This window comes from Kitasatospora sp. NPDC007106, from assembly GCF_040634455.1.
Lineage (GTDB): Bacteria > Actinomycetota > Actinomycetes > Streptomycetales > Streptomycetaceae > Kitasatospora > Kitasatospora arboriphila.
The window spans coordinates 1-14,064 of sequence record NZ_JBEYFP010000111.1; the positions used below are offsets into that span (position 1 = coordinate 1).

The following is a 14,064-nucleotide window of genomic DNA, read 5'->3' on the forward strand; positions in this document are numbered from 1 at the left end:
GGCGGGCCCGCCGGGGCCGCCGACGGCGCGGTGCGCGCCGCCCCGGCCGCACCCGGCAGCGCCGTCGCCGTGCCGCTCGTCGGACTCAAGCCCGCCACCCTGCCCGCCGCGGCGAAGCCCGCGGCCGCACCGGCGGCAGGCGACGGCGTGCACGGCACCGTCTGGCTCGACGTCACCCCCGGCGGCGGCACCCCCGGCACGGTCGACCCCGGCGAGCGCGGCCTGCCCGGCGTCACCGTCCGCCTCCTCGACGGGCAGCGGCAGATCGCGACCGCGACCACCGCCGCCGACGGCTCCTTCGCCTTCCCCGGGCACCCCAGCGGCACCGTCGAACTGCCCGCTTCGAACTTCGCCGCGCCCTACCGCGGCCTCGCCTGGCTCGGCCCCGGCCTGGTCACCCCGGCGATCGTCGGCGCCTACCTGTGGATCTGGGCCGGCTTCGCGATGGTCGTCATCGCCGGCGGCCTCGCCAACCTGCCGCGGGAGACCCTGGAGGCCGCCCGGATGGACGGCGCGGGGGAGTGGCAGATCTTCCGCCGGATCACCGTGCCGCAGCTCGCCCCCGTGCTCGGCGTCGTCCTGGTGACCATGGTCATCAACGTGATGAAGATCTTCGACCTGGTCTTCGTCGTCGCCCCCGGCCCCGTCCAGCAGGACGCCGGCGTGCTCGCGCTGCGCCTGTGGCTGGTCTCCTTCGGCGGCGGCAACGACCAGGGCCTCGGCAGCGCCCTCGGCGTGCTCCTGCTGCTGCTCGTGGTGCCCGCCATGGTCCTCAACGTCCGCCGCTTCCGCAGGAGCACCCGATGACCCAGCTGCTCACCCGGCCCGCCCCCGGCAGCACCGCCGGGTCCACCCGGCCGCGGCCCCGCCTCGCCGCCCGGATCGCCGCCCGCACCCGCGGCGGCGCCGTCCAGGCGGTGCTGCTCGTCGCCGCCGCGCTCTGGCTGATGCCCACCGTCGGCCTGCTGCTCACCTCGCTGCGGCCCAAGGAGGACAGCGCCGCCTCCGGCTGGTGGACGGTGCTCGCCCACCCCGCCCGGCTCACCCTCGACAACTACACCGCCCTGCTCGGCGGCGGCGAGGTGCTCGGCGCGTTCTGGAACACCGTGCTGATCTCGGTGCCCGCCACCGCGCTCACCGTCGTGCTCGCGGCGCTCGCCGGCTACGCCTTCGCCTGGCTCGAATTCCCCGGCCGGGACTGGCTGTTCCTGGTCGTCGTCTGCCTGCTGGTGGTGCCCGTGCAGATCGGCCTGGTACCGGTCGCCCGGCTGCTCGGCGCGGTCGGCCTGTTCGGCACCGTCCCCGGCGTGGTGCTGTTCCACGTCGCCTACGGCCTGCCGTTCGCCGTCTTCCTGCTGCGCAACCAGTTCCTGGAGATCCCGCAGGAGATCATGGAGGCCGCCCGGATCGACGGCTGCGGCGAGTGGCGGGTCTTCCGCCGGCTCGCGCTGCCGCTCGCGCTGCCCGCCCTCGCCTCACTGGCGATCTTCCAGTTCCTCTGGGTCTGGAACGACATGCTGGTGGCGCTGGTCTTCGCGGGCAGCGACTCCCAGCCGCTCACCGTCCTGCTGCAGTCCCAGATGCGGCAGTTCGGCAGCAACCTGGACGTGCTCGCCCCCGGCGCCTTCCTGTCGCTGCTGGTGCCGGTCGCCGTCTTCTTCTCCTGCCAGCGCTACTTCGTGCAGGGCGCGATGGCCGGATCCGTCAAGTAGCCGCCGTGCGGCGCCCGTTCCCCCGGAGTCACCAGGGGGTACGGGCGCCGGCGGGCGGCGGTACGGGCGGCTCAGGGCTTGCGGCCCACGCCCGCCCAGATGCCCACCTCGGCGTCGGTCGCCGAGGGCGTCGTGTCCGGCCGCCACAGCGGGGCCGTCACCAGGCCGGGCTCCAGCAGCTCCAGCCCGTCGAAGAACTTCAGCACCTGCTCCTTGGTGCGCATGCTCAGCTGCGCGGTGGCGTTGCGGTAGATCGCCGGGCCCTTCTCGGCCTCGGACGCCGGCACGAAGTCCCCGGTGCCGTGCGAGAGCGCCAGGTGGCTGCCCGGCGGCAGCGCGTCGACCAGCGTCCGCACGATGCCGTACGGGTCGTCGGCGTCGTCCACGAAGTGCAGCACCGCGAACAGCAGCAGCGCCACCGGCCGCCCCAGGTCCAGCAGTTCGCGCACCTGCGGGTCGGCGAGGATCTTCTCCGGGTCGCGCAGGTCGGCCTGGGTGACGGTCACCGTGCCGCGGCTGGAGCCGGCCAGCAGCGCCCGGCTGTGCACCAGCACGATCGGGTCGTTGTCCACGTACGCCACCCGGGCGTCCGGGTGCACCAGCTGCGCGGTCTGGTGGGTGTTGCCCGCGGTCGGGATGCCGGTGCCGATGTCGAGGAACTGCCGCACCCCGGCCTCGGCCAGGTGGCGCACCGCCCGCTGCAGGAACGCCCGGTTGGCCAGCGCGCTGAGCCGCACCAGCGGACTCAGCGCGAGCACCTTCTCGGCCGCCTCCCGGTCCGCCGGGAAGTTGTCCTTGCCGCCCAGGTAGTAGTCGTACATGCGGGCCGGGTGCGGGACCTCCGGGCGCAGGTCCACCGGCGCGTGCGGTTCGCCGCTGTCGGACATCCAGTCCAGCGATATGTCCTGATGCTCGGTCATGACCCGTCTCCCCGCAGCCGCTCGACTCTCACCGGGGCAGCATAGACGGGCGGCAGGTGCCTCCAGCGGCCGAACGCCCGATCCGGTCGGGCCGTTGCGGCGGTGGTGCGTACCGGGAGCGACGCGCCGTCAGGCCCCCTCGCCCGGCCGGTCGCCCAGCAGGTACCGCGCACCCGGGCCGGCCTCCGCCGCCCGGTCACCCGCGTTGTACAGCGCACAGCGTGACAGCGACAGGCAGCCGCAGCCGATGCAGCCGGTCAACTTACGCTTCAGCAGCTGGAGTTCCTCGATCTGCCGGTCGATCCGCTCGTGCCAGGTGGCAGCCACCTCGCCCCACTCGGCGGTGCTCGGCGCCCGGTCCTCGGGCAGCCGGTCCAGGGCGGCGCGGGCCTCCTCCAGCGAGAGGCCGACCCGCTGCGCCGCCCGGACGAAGGCGACCCGCCGCAGCGTGGCCCGGGCGTAGCGGCGCTGGTTGCCGGCCGTCCGCTCGGCGTGGATCAGCCCCATCCGCTCGTAGTAGCGCAGCGCGGAGGTGGCGAGGCCGCTGCGGGCGGAGAGCTGGCCGATGGTCAGCAGGTCGTGGCGGGTCGGTCCCATGCGGCCGAGGATAGCCGCTTGACCTGAAGCCGACTTCAACTTGCACGCTGGTCGACATGACCACCGCAACCACCGGCCGGCGGCCGTACGGCTTCGCCGACCTGCCCGCCCTGATGGCCCTGATGACCGGCGACGAGAAGCACGGCCCCGCCGCCACCTCCACCCTGGACGCCCTCTGGGTGCTCTACGACCGCGTGCTGCGGGTCGCGCCCGACAGCGCCGACGACCCGGCCCGGGACCGCTTCCTGCTCTCCAAGGGCCACGGCCCGATGGCCTACTACGCCGTCCTCACCGCCAGGGGCTTCCTCGACGAGGCCGTCCTGCCGGGCTTCGGCGGCTACCACTCCCCGCTCGGCCACCACCCGGACCGGCTGCTGGTGCCCGGCGCCGAGATCGCCTCCGGCTCGCTCGGCCACGGCCTGCCGCTCGCCGCCGGCACCGCGCTCGGCCTGCGCGCCCAGGGCCTGACCGACCCGGCGGTCTGGGTGCTGGTCGGCGACGCCGAACTGGACGAGGGCAGCAACCACGAGGCGATCGCCTTCGCCGGCGCCGTCGGCCTGGACCGGCTGCACACCGTGGTGATCGACAACTCCTCCGCCACCCACGGCCGGCGCGGCGCCATCGAGGCCCGCTTCGCCGCCGAGGGCTGGTCCACCGCCACCGTGGACGGCCGCGACCACGAGGCCCTGCACGCCGCGTTCACCGCCCCGCACCCCGGCCGCCCGCACGCCGTCGTCGCCCGCGTCGAACCCAAGTACTGAACCCGGGAACCGAACCCGAGAACCCGACCCGAGCCCCGGACACCTCCGCCCCCGAGAAAGGCCCCTGCCATGGAGACCATGCGCGAGCGCTTCGCCGCCGTCACCACCGAACTCCTCGACCACGACCCGCGGCTCGCCCTGGTGCTCGCCGACATCGGCGCCGACTCCTTCCGCCCGGCGGCCGCCCGCCACCCCGACCGGGTGGTCAACGTCGGCATCCGCGAGCAACTGCAGATCGGCGTCACCGCCGGACTCGCCCTCACCGGACTGCGCCCGATCGCCCACACCTTCGCCAGCTTCCTGATCGAACGGCCCTGGGAGCAGGTCAAGCTCGACCTCGTCCACCAGGGCGTCGGCGCCGTCCTGGTCAGCGCCGCCGGCTCGTACGACTGGCCGGCCGGCGGCCGCACCCACATGGCGCCCGGGGACGTCGCCCTGCTGGACACCCTGCCCGGCTGGACGGTCCACGTGCCCGGCCACCCGGACGAGGCCGAGACCCTGCTGCGGCACGCCGCCGCCGACGGCGACAGCCTGGTCTACCTGCGGCTCTCCGCCCACCGCAACGACACCGCCCGCCCGGTCGAGCCCGGCCGGCTGCTGCCCGTCCGCACCGGCCGCCGCGGCACGGTCGTCGCCGTCGGCCCGATGCTCGACGCCGTCCTGGCCGCCACCGAGGGCCTCGACCTCACCGTGCTGTACGCGGCCACCGTCCGCCCCTTCGACGCCGCCGGACTGCGGGCCGCCGCCGGCGACCGGCCCGACGTCGTCCTCGTCGAGCCCTACCTCGCCGGCACCTCCGCCGGCGCCGCCCACGACGCCCTCGCCGACCTGCCGCACCGCGTCCTCGGCCTCGGCGTCCCGCGCGAGGAACACCGCCACTACGGCTCGATCCCCGAGCACCTCGCCGCCTACGGCCTCGACGCTGCCGGCCTGCGCACCCGGATCACCGCCTTCCTCCGCTGAACGGGCCCGGGCCCTGATAACTTCGCGGGCGAAGGGGGATGCCATGAACACGCAGCACCGCACACCGCTGGACGTCCGCTGGATCCACGGATCGACGTCCTCGAAGCACAACACCGACCCCGACCTGCAGGTCCACCGGGTCGACGAAGCGACCTACATCCTGCGGCAGAACAAGGCCGTCCACTACGAGGCGCCGTTCCTGTACCTGCTGTTCGGCACCGAACGCGCCGTGCTGATCGACACCGGCGCCACGGCCGACCCGGCGCACCTGCCGCTGCGCCGCACCGTCGACGAGCTGATCGAGGAGCACAGCCCGGGCCTGCCGCTGCTGGTGCTGCACAGCCACGGGCACGGCGACCACACGGCGGGCGACGGCCAGTTCGCGGACCGGCCGGACACCGAGCTGGTGCCGGCCGCCGAGGCGCTCGCCTGGTTCGGCTTCGAGGGCGAGGAGAGCCGGGAGCTGGACCTCGGCGGACGGGTGCTGGAGTGCCTCGCCACCCCCGGCCACCACGCGGCCTCGGTCACCTACCACGACCCGCGGACGGGCTTCCTGCTCACCGGCGACACCGTCTACCCGGGCCGGCTGTACGTCAACGACTGGCCGGCCTTCACCCGCACCGTCGACCGCCTGGTGGAGTTCACCGCCACCCGCGAGGTCACCCACGTGCTCGGCTGCCACATCGAGATGACCACCGAGCCGGGCACCGACTACCCGCTCGGCACGACCTTCCAGCCGGACGAGCCCCCGCTGGAGCTCTCCGTCGCCGACCTGCACGACCTGCAGGCCGCCTGCCGCGAGATCGGCGACCGCACGGGCCGCCACCCGTACAAGCGCTTCGTCGTCTGCAGGTAGGGCAAGCCCCCCACGCGCCCCTGGAGTGTCCGCTCTAGCCGACCTGCACCACGGCCGTGGACTCCGCCGCGAGGTGGAGGGAGCCGTCGGACTCGGGCCAGCAGTCGCCGTACAGGGCCAGGGTCCGGGTGTAGGGGGCGTCCAGGGTGATCCGCTGCGGGGCGTCGGTGCCGAGGTGGACGACCACCCGGAACGGGCCGCGGTGCACGACCAGCCACTGTGCGGCGGCGTCGTGGTCGACCCGGACGGCGCCGAGGTCCGGGTCGGTGAGCTCGGGGTGGGTGCGGCGCAGCCGGATCAGGCGCCGGTACCAGTCGAGCAGGCCGGCGTGCGGCTCCTGGACGCGTTCGGCCCAGGTGAGGGTGGAGCCGAGCACGGTGGAGCGGGCCTGCGGGTCGGGCACGTCCTCGGGCTGCCAGCCGTGCGCGGCGAACTCCCGCCGCCTGCCCTGCCGGACGGCCTCGGCGAGGGCCGGGTCGGTGTGGTCGGTGAAGTACTGCCAGGGGGTGCTCGCCCCCCACTCCTCGCCCATGAACAGCATCGGGGTGAACGGCGAGGTGAGGACCAGCGCCGCACCGGCGGCCAGCCGCCCGGGGGAGAGGGTCGAAGAGAGCCGGTCGCCGGCCGCCCGGTTGCCGATCTGGTCGTGGGTCTGGGCGTAGCCGAGCAGCCGGTGCCCGTACGCGGTGGGGAACGGCCGGCCGTGCGAGCGGCCGCGGAAGGACGACCAGCTGCCGTCGTGGAAGAAGCCGCGGGTCAGCGCCTTGGCGCAGGCCGCGTACGGGTCGGCCGCGAAGTCGGCGTAGTAGCCGCCGGACTCGCCGGTCAGCAGGGTGTGCAGGGCGTGGTGGAAGTCGTCGCTCCACTGGGCGGCGAGGCCGAGGCCGCCGGCCTGCCGGGGGGCGGTGGTGCGCGGGTCGTTGAGGTCGGACTCGGCGACCAGGAACAGCGGGCGCCCGGTGGCGTCCGCCAGTTTCTCGACCTCGACGGCGAGTTCCTCCAGGAAGTGCAGCGCCCGGTCGTCGGCGAGGGCGTGCACCGCGTCCAGCCGCAGCCCGTCGATCCGGTAGTCCCGCAGCCAGCCGAGCGCGCTGCCGATCAGGTAGCGCCGCACCTCGTCGGAGCCGGGTGCGTCCAGGTTGACCGCCGAGCCCCAGGGCGTGTGGTGCCGGTCGGTGAAGTAGGGCCCGTACACCGGGAGGTAGTTGCCGGACGGGCCGAGGTGGTTGTGCACCACGTCGAGGACCACGCCGAGGCCCTTGCGGTGCGCCGCGTCGACGAAGCGCTTCAGGCCGTCCGGGCCGCCGTACGGCTCGTGCACCGCCCAGAGCGACACCCCGTCGTAGCCCCAGCCGTACCGGCCGGGGAACGGGCAGACCGGCATCAGCTCGACGAAGTCCACGCCCAGGTCGACGAGGTGGTCCAGCCGCTCGGCCGCGGCCTCGAAGGTCCCGGCGGGGGTGAAGGTGCCCACGTGCAGCTCGTACAGCACGCTGCCGGGCAGCGGGCGGCCCCGCCACGGGGTGTCGGACCAGCGGAAGGCGGCGTGGTCGACGGCCCGGCTCAGCCCGTCCGGGCCGTCCGGCTGCCGGGGGGAGCGCGGGTCGGGCAGCGCCCGGCCGCCGTCCAGCCGGAAGCCGTAGTCGCCGCCCGGCGCCTCGCCCTGCCACCAGCCGCTCGTCCCGTCGCCCTCGCGGGCCATCGGGTGCGGCCGTCCGTCGACCTCGACCTCCACCATGTCCGCCTCGGGTGCCCATACGCGGTACGTGGTCAACGGCCCTCCGTGAGCAGTGCGACCGGGTGGCGCTCCAGCAGCCAGGAGACCGGCAACGGGCCGGCCTCGTAGTGCCGCCCGGTCAGTTCGTCCGTCCAGCGGCCCTCGGGCAGCTCCAGCACGGTGTCGCCCCAGCCGCCGGCCCGCTGCAGGCCGTACGGCAGCCGGGTCACCGCGGTGATCACCCGCGGGCCGCGGAAGAAGGCGAGCAGGTGCGCGGCCGTCCGGCCGGTGGCCTCCAGCGGCCGGTACGGGCCGAGCGGCACGTCGCGCCGCAGGTGCAGGGCGGTGGTGGTGAGGTGGAGCTTCTCGCGGACGAGGTCGGCGCCGCGGTCGGCCGCGGAGTCGGTCAGCCGCACCGCCAGCGCCCCGAGGTCCACCGGCGCCCGGTTGTCCGGGTCGACCAGCGTGTGCAGCGGCTCCTCGCTGCCCTGGTACAGGTCCGGCACCCCGGGCACGGTCAGGTGCAGCAGCGCCGAGGCGAGGGTGTTGGACCGCGCGTACGGGGCGAGCAACTGCACGAAGCCGGCGATCCGGGGGCAGAGCCCGGCGTTGGCGAGCGCTCCGCGCGCGTACGCCGTCAGCAGCCGTTCGAAGGTCTCGTCGGGGGCCGTCCAGGAGGTGCGCAGCTTCGCCTCCCGGGCGGACTTCAGCACCACCTGGACGAGCCGCTCCTCGTCGATCGGCCAGGCCGCGACCAGGGTCTGCCACAGCAGCCAGGCGGTGTTGCGGTCCGGGCAGGGCCCGGCGGCGGCCGTCCAGGCCGCGCACTCGGCGGCCCAGGCGTCGGGCAGCTCGGCGAGTACGGCGAGTCGGGCCCGGGCGTCCGCGCTGCGCTTGGTGTCGTGGGTGGAGAGCACCGTCATCCCGGTGGGCCGGTCCCGCTCCTGGTCGGCGCACCAGCGGTGGAAGGCACCCGGGCCGAGGCCGGGCCGGCCGGGGTCGCCGCCGACCTCGTTCAGCGAGACCAGCGCGTTCCAGCGGTAGAAGGCGGTGTCCTCCACGCCCTTGGCGGCCACCGCCGAGGTGGTCTGGGCGAACCGGCGGCAGAACTCGTCCTTCTCCGGGCTGCGGCCGAGCCGGCCGAGCGCCAGGTCGCGCAGCAGCCGGTCCGCGGTGCCCTCGGCGCCGCCCGCCAGGTGCGCGACGGCCTCCGGCGGGGGCTCCTCGCCGGGCACCACGTACGGCCGGTACACCGGGTGCTCGGTGAGCAGGGTGCACAGGGCGTCCCGCAGCGCGGGCCGCGGGTGGTCGGCGACCGCGCTGTCGGCGGCGCCGATCCGTCGCACCAGCCGCAGCAGCCGGTCCACCTCGGCCGCGAGCTCGCCGTCCGGGACGGTGAGCTCGGCGCGGCCGCGCAGCGCGGCCTCGGCCGCGGTCGTCCGGTCGGCGACGTCCCGCTGGTAGGCGGCGACCAGCCGCTCGGCACCGGCGTGGTCGGTGAGCACCCCGTCGATCCGGCGCAGCGCGTCGTAGCCGGTGGTGCCGGCGCACGGCCAGTCCGCGGGCAGCCGCTCGTCGCCGATGAGGATCTTCTCCACCACGGTGTACGCCCCGCCGGTGGCCTCGGCGAGCCGCCGCAGGTAGCCGCGCGGGTCGGCGAGGCCGTCGGGGTGGTCCACCCGGAAGCCGTCGAGCACGCCCTCGCCGTGCAGCCGCAGCAGCACCTCGTGGGTGGCCCGGAACACCTCCGGGACCTCGACCCGCACCGCGATCAGGTCGTTGATCGCGAAGAACCGCCGGTAGTTCAGCTCGCTGCTGGCCAGCCGCCACCAGGCCAGCCGGTACCACTGGCGGTCGAGGAGGTCGGGCAGCGGCAGGTGCGCGGTGCCGGGACGCAGCGGGAAGGCGTGGTCGTGGTAGCGCAGCACCTCGCCGTCCACCACCAGCTGGTCCCGTACCGCGCCGATCCGGTCGCCGAGCAGCGGCAGCAGCAGCCGGCCGCGGCCGGGCGCGTCGAAGGGGCCGGGCTGCGCCGTCCAGTCGATGTCGAACCAGGTGGCGTAGCGGGAGTCGGGGCCGTCCCGGAGCACCTGCCAGAGCGGCTGGTTGAGCTGCTCGGGGACGGGCAGCGCCATGTGGTTGGGCACCACGTCGGCGATCAGCCGCAGCTCGTGCCGGTGGGCCTCGTCCGCCAGGGCGCGCAGCGCAGCCTCACCGCCGAGCTGTTCGCTGATCCGGCTGTGGTCGACCGTGTCGTAGCCGTGCGTGGAGCCGGGGACGGCCTCCAGCAGCGGGGACAGGTGCAGGTGGGAGACGCCGAGTGCGGCCAGGTACGGCACGGCGCGGGCGGCGTCGCGCAGGGTGAAGCCCGGCTGGAGCTGGAGCCGGTAACTGGCCGTCGGTGGGTGTGCGGCGGCGGACGTCATGGGGTGATCCCTACCCTGGCCCGGGCGCGGCTATGGCCCGGGTGGCACGAATGGCCCACCCCGGTCGTCCCCCGCGCCCCGGCCGTCACGCGGGTCGCTGCAGCACCATCAGTGAGCGGTCGGTGAGCCAGAGCGAGTCGCCGGCCTTGACCCGGGTGCCCGTCCCGCGGGCGGGCAGCACGGGCTGCGCGGTGTCGACGACCAGCTGCCAGGCCTCGCCGTGCCCGGCCGGGACGGTGAACTCCAGCGGTTCGGAGTGCGCGTTGAACAGCAGCAGGAAGGAGTCGTCGACGATCTTGCCGCCGCGGCGGTCCGGCTCGGAGATGGCGTTGCCGTTGAGGAAGACCGTCAGCGACTTCGCGTAGCTGGTCTTCCAGTCCTGGTCGGTCATCTCCTCGCCGCCGGGGGTGAACCAGGCGATGTCGGTGAGGTCGTCGTGGGTGCCGGAGACCGGCCGGCCGTGGAAGAAGCGGCGGCGGCGGAAGACCGGGTGGTCGCGGCGCAGCCAGATCATGCCCTGGGTGAACTCCAGCAGCTGCGCGGCGGCGCCGCCCTTCGGCCAGTCGACCCAGGTGAGCTCGTTGTCCTGGCAGTAGGCGTTGTTGTTGCCCTGCTGGGTGCGGCCGAACTCGTCGCCGTGCGCGAGCATCGGCACGCCCTGGGAGAGCATCAGGGTGGCGATGAAGTTGCGCTGCTGGCGGGCTCTGAGCTCCAGCACCGCCTCGTCCTCCGTCTCGCCCTCGGCGCCGCAGTTCCACGAGCGGTTGTGCGACTCGCCGTCCCGGTTGCCCTCGTGGTTGGCCTCGTTGTGCTTCTCGTTGTAGGAGACCAGGTCGCGCAGGGTGAAGCCGTCGTGGCAGGTGACGAAGTTGATCGAGGCGATCGGCCGGCGGCCGTCGTCCTGGTAGAGGTCGGAGGAGCCCGTCAGCCGGGAGCCGAACTCGGCCAGGGCGGCGTTCTCGCCGCGCCACAGGTCGCGGACGGTGTCCCGGTACATGCCGTTCCACTCCGTCCACAGCGGCGGGAAGTTGCCGACCTGGTAGCCGCCCTCGCCCAGGTCCCACGGCTCGGCGATCAGCTTGGCCTGCGAGACCACCGGGTCCTGCTGGACGAGGTCGAAGAACGAGGACAGCCGGTCGACCTCGTGGAACTGCCGGGCCAGGGTCGCCGCGAGGTCGAACCGGAAGCCGTCCACGTGCATCTCGGTGACCCAGTACCGCAGCGAATCCATGATCATCTGGAGGACGTGCGGACTGCGCATCAGCAGGCTGTTGCCGGTGCCGGTGGTGTCCTCGTAGAACCGGCGGTCCTTCGCCGGCCGGTAGTACGAGGCGTTGTCCAGGCCGCGGAAGGAGAGCGTCGGGCCCAGGTGGTTGCCCTCCGCGGTGTGGTTGTAGACCACGTCGAGGATCACCTCGATCCCCGCCGCGTGCAGCGCCTTCACCATCGACTTGAACTCCTGCACCTGCTGCCCGCGGTCCCCCGTCGAGGAGTACGAGGCGTGCGGCGCGAAGAAGCCGATGGTGTTGTAGCCCCAGTAGTTCGACAGCCCCAGGTCCCGCAGCCGGTGGTCCCGGACGAACTGGTGCACCGGCATCAGCTCGATCGCGGTGACGCCCAGCTTCGCCAGGTGCTCGATCAGCGCCGGGTGCGCCAGCGCCGCGTAGGTGCCGCGGATCTCCTCCGGGATCTCCGGGTGCAGCCGGGTCAGCCCCTTCACGTGGGCCTCGTACAGCACCGTCCGGTGGTAGTCGGTGCGCGGCGGCCGGTCGGTGCCCCAGTCGAAGTAGGGGTTGATCACCACCGAGTGCATGGTGTGCGGCGCCGAGTCCAGGTCGTTGCGGCGCTCCGGCGCGCCGAAGTGGTAGCCGTAGACCGACTCGTCCCAGTCGATGTCCCCGCTCATCGCCTTGGCGTACGGGTCCAGCAGCAGCTTGGCGCTGTTGTGCCGCTGCCCCAACCCCGGGTTGTACGGGCCGTGCACCCGGAACCCGTACCGCCGGCCCGGCTGGACCCCCGGCAGGTAGGCGTGCCGCACGAAGGCGTCCGTCTCCCGCAGCTCGATCGCCGTCTCCGAGCCGTCCTCCTCCAGCAGGCACAGCTCGATCCGGTCGGCGCTCTCCGAGAACACCGCGAAGTTGGTTCCGGCCCCGTCGTACGTGGCGCCGAGCGGGTAGGGCTGCCCTGGCCAGACCTGCATGAGGGACCTCAACTTCCTTGCTCCGTGGGGGAACTGGCGCTCCCTCGGATCTGCCCGGGAGCGGGCCCCGGCATGTGCGGACCGCCCTCGGCGTGACGCACGGCACACGTACGGCACACGTCGCATACTCCCCAACCCCCGCCCGCCGACCGAACCCATTCACCTGTTGTTCGCCCGAACGGGTGTCCGTGGCGCGAAAACCCGGCGCTCGGGCCGCCGCCCGCCCTCCCCTCGAATTGTTGTGCCGTCAACAGGCTGCGTCCCGCCCGGAGCGCGCAGTACCCTTGATCGTCCGGCGGCGCGCACCGCCGGCCCATGCGGAGACAGGCTCTGTCAAGGCCGCCATGGTGGAGACGCTGTCAGTGGACGGTCCGGCGCTCGCGACGAGCGGCGGCCGAGAGGTGAGGTAGCGCATGGGGTTCCCCGCCGACGGCCGGGGCGACGGCCTCGACGGGCCGGAGCCGGGCCGCAGCGAGGCGCCGACCGTCGTCATCCGCTCCAGCCATCCCGGCCGGCCCGCCGGACCGGCCCCCGGCGACGGCACCCCGCTCGGCTGGACCGCCCTCGAATGGGAGCACGCCTACCGCCGCGTCCGCCTCACCGGCCGCGCCTACGTCTGGCTCAACCTGGTCGAACAGCGCCTGCGCGCCCTCGTCGACGAGGCACTGCGCCCCGTCTACGCCCCCGCCCACGGCGAGGACTGGGTCACCGCCGCCGCCGGACCGGTCGGCGAGGAGTGGGTGCTGCGGGCCGGCGCCGTCCGCGAGGTCAGCCGCCGCAAGGGCTACCTGCTCGACCCGGCCGACGACGACCCGCTGGTCTTCCTCACCCTGCCGCAGCTGCGCGAACTCATGGTCCAGCACTGGCCCTGCTTCGAGCCGTACGTCCTCGACCGCCGCGAGGTCGAACTCGCCCTCGACGAACTCGAGGTGGCCCGGCACGTCGTCTCCCGCAACCGCAGCCTCTCGCAGACCGTCCTCGACCAGACCGAGCGGGCCGCCGCCCGGCTGCTCAGCCTGCTCGACGGCGGCGCGGGCGGCGTCCCCGCCGACGTCGTCGAGGAACTCGTCGCCGGCCGCTACGCCGACGTCGTCGCCGTGCACGCCGACCGGGTCCGCCTGCAGCGCGAACTCCCCGTCGAGGACCTGCTCGACGGCGCCCGCCGGCTCGACGCCGTCGGCATCGGCCTCGGCATGCTCTGCCAGAACTACACCGGCAAGCGCCTGGTGCGGCTCGCCGGCGAGGGCTGCCGGGTCCGCCTGCTCTTCCTCAACCCGGCCAGCAGCGCGGTACGGCGGCGCGAGCGCGAACTCGGCCTCGGCCGGGGCGAACTCGGGCGCTCCGTCGAGATGAACATCATGCACGTGCGGCGGGTCCGGGCCCGGCTGCGGGACCCGGGCGGCTTCGAGATCCGGGTCTTCGACGAGATGCCCCGCTTCACCGCCTACCTGGTCGAGGGCCCCCGGGTCACCGGCCAGACCGGCGGCCGCCGCCGCTCCGGCGACGTCGGCATCGTCCAGCCCTACCTGCGGCGCGCCCGCGGCATCGAGTCGCCCGCGATCGTGCTGCGCGGCGGCGCGGGCCAGGAGCCCGGCGGCACCGAGCCGGGGCTGCTGGAGGTCTACCGCGAGGAGTTCGAGGGCAGTTGGGCCGACTCCCGCGCGGTGTCCTGACGGACCGCCGCCGCGGGTGGGCCGACCCGTCGGTGCGGCCGCCGGGGGCGGGTGGGGTGCCTCCGGCTTTCGGCCGGGGGGCGTGCGCAGTTCGGAGTGGCGCCCGTGACGGCCCCGGGCTCACCTCTGGTGCTCACGGTGGCCCGCATCCGCATGGCGCAGTTCCCCGCGTCCTCGACGCCTGCTCCGCCCTGCCGGTGCAGCCGGTGCGGCCGGTGCGGCCGGTGCGGCCGGTGCGG

Annotated in this window: 11 protein-coding genes; 6 read left to right on the plus strand and 5 right to left on the minus strand. The window is 74.3% G+C overall.

What is annotated here, in order from left to right; translation table 11 throughout:
• Together ABZ641_RS13015 and ABZ641_RS13020 are read left to right on the plus strand one after the other, a co-directional pair.
• On the plus strand, nt 1–807 hold an 807-nt coding region (locus ABZ641_RS13015; protein ID WP_359981400.1), incomplete at its 5' end, for an ABC transporter permease subunit.
• Entirely contained in the window at nt 804–1,712 is a 909-nt protein-coding gene (locus ABZ641_RS13020) for a carbohydrate ABC transporter permease (protein ID WP_344622458.1), read from the plus strand. The genes ABZ641_RS13015 and ABZ641_RS13020, both read left to right, overlap by 4 nt.
• Nucleotides 1,713–1,783: 71 nt before the next feature.
• Here the strand turns inward: ABZ641_RS13020 and ABZ641_RS13025 are convergent, their stop codons facing one another.
• Entirely contained in the window at nt 1,784–2,632 is an 849-nt protein-coding gene (locus ABZ641_RS13025; protein WP_344622457.1) for an SAM-dependent methyltransferase, read from the minus strand.
• Between the two features lie 129 nt (nt 2,633–2,761).
• A complete protein-coding gene (gene soxR / locus ABZ641_RS13030; RefSeq protein WP_359981403.1) occupies nt 2,762–3,229 on the minus strand; it encodes a redox-sensitive transcriptional activator SoxR in 468 nt (155 codons plus the stop codon).
• Nucleotides 3,230–3,285: 56 nt separating this feature from the next.
• On the opposite strand from soxR, the gene ABZ641_RS13035 reads away from it, so the two are divergent.
• From ABZ641_RS13035 to ABZ641_RS13045, 3 genes are all read left to right on the plus strand, one after another.
• The gene (locus ABZ641_RS13035; protein ID WP_359981406.1) at nt 3,286–3,990 is read left to right on the plus strand and encodes a transketolase; all 705 of its coding nucleotides are present in this window, start codon (nt 3,286–3,288) and stop codon (nt 3,988–3,990) included.
• 69 nt (nt 3,991–4,059) lie between these two features.
• Nucleotides 4,060–4,953 carry a transketolase C-terminal domain-containing protein gene (locus ABZ641_RS13040; protein ID WP_344622454.1) on the plus strand — a complete coding sequence of 298 codons (894 nt, stop codon included), beginning with the start codon at nt 4,060–4,062 and terminating at the stop codon, nt 4,951–4,953.
• Between the two features lie 43 nt (nt 4,954–4,996).
• Nucleotides 4,997–5,809 (plus strand): MBL fold metallo-hydrolase, encoded by an 813-nt coding sequence (locus ABZ641_RS13045; RefSeq protein WP_344622453.1) that lies wholly within the window; start codon nt 4,997–4,999, stop codon nt 5,807–5,809.
• 34 nt (nt 5,810–5,843) lie between these two features.
• On the opposite strand, the gene treZ is transcribed toward ABZ641_RS13045, so the two are convergent.
• The 3 genes from treZ to glgX all read right to left on the minus strand — a co-directional run bounded on the left by treZ (nt 5,844) and on the right by glgX (nt 12,152).
• On the minus strand, nt 5,844–7,583 hold the full coding sequence (gene treZ, locus ABZ641_RS13050) for a malto-oligosyltrehalose trehalohydrolase (protein ID WP_344622452.1): 1,740 nt from the start codon (nt 7,581–7,583) through the stop codon (nt 5,844–5,846).
• Complete coding sequence (treY, locus tag ABZ641_RS13055; RefSeq protein ID WP_359981411.1) at nt 7,580–9,952, minus strand: malto-oligosyltrehalose synthase; 2,373 nt, start codon at nt 9,950–9,952, stop codon at nt 7,580–7,582. Before treY ends, treZ begins: the two co-directional genes overlap by 4 nt.
• A gap of 85 nt (nt 9,953–10,037) precedes the next feature.
• Nucleotides 10,038–12,152, minus strand: coding sequence for a glycogen debranching protein GlgX (gene glgX, locus ABZ641_RS13060; protein ID WP_344622450.1), 2,115 nt, complete (start codon nt 12,150–12,152; stop codon nt 10,038–10,040).
• Nucleotides 12,153–12,565: 413 nt separating this feature from the next.
• On the opposite strand from glgX, the gene ABZ641_RS13065 reads away from it, so the two are divergent.
• Nucleotides 12,566–13,825, plus strand: coding sequence for an SAV2148 family HEPN domain-containing protein (locus ABZ641_RS13065; RefSeq protein ID WP_359981414.1), 1,260 nt, complete (start codon nt 12,566–12,568; stop codon nt 13,823–13,825).
• The last annotated feature ends 239 nt before the right edge of the window (nt 13,826–14,064 follow it).

Excerpts from the sequence above, each read along its gene's own strand:
- ABZ641_RS13065 (WP_359981414.1), top strand. The coding sequence starts at position 12,566 with ATGGGGTTCCCCGCCGACGGCCGGGGCGACGGCCTCGACGGGCCGGAG.
- treY (WP_359981411.1), bottom strand. The coding sequence starts at position 9,952 with ATGACGTCCGCCGCCGCACACCCACCGACGGCCAGTTACCGGCTCCAG.
- soxR (WP_359981403.1), bottom strand. The coding sequence starts at position 3,229 with ATGGGACCGACCCGCCACGACCTGCTGACCATCGGCCAGCTCTCCGCC.
- ABZ641_RS13040 (WP_344622454.1), top strand. The coding sequence starts at position 4,060 with ATGGAGACCATGCGCGAGCGCTTCGCCGCCGTCACCACCGAACTCCTC.
- glgX (WP_344622450.1), bottom strand. The coding sequence starts at position 12,152 with ATGCAGGTCTGGCCAGGGCAGCCCTACCCGCTCGGCGCCACGTACGAC.
- ABZ641_RS13035 (WP_359981406.1), top strand. The coding sequence starts at position 3,286 with ATGACCACCGCAACCACCGGCCGGCGGCCGTACGGCTTCGCCGACCTG.
- ABZ641_RS13020 (WP_344622458.1), top strand. The coding sequence starts at position 804 with ATGACCCAGCTGCTCACCCGGCCCGCCCCCGGCAGCACCGCCGGGTCC.
- ABZ641_RS13045 (WP_344622453.1), top strand. The coding sequence starts at position 4,997 with ATGAACACGCAGCACCGCACACCGCTGGACGTCCGCTGGATCCACGGA.
- ABZ641_RS13025 (WP_344622457.1), bottom strand. The coding sequence starts at position 2,632 with ATGACCGAGCATCAGGACATATCGCTGGACTGGATGTCCGACAGCGGC.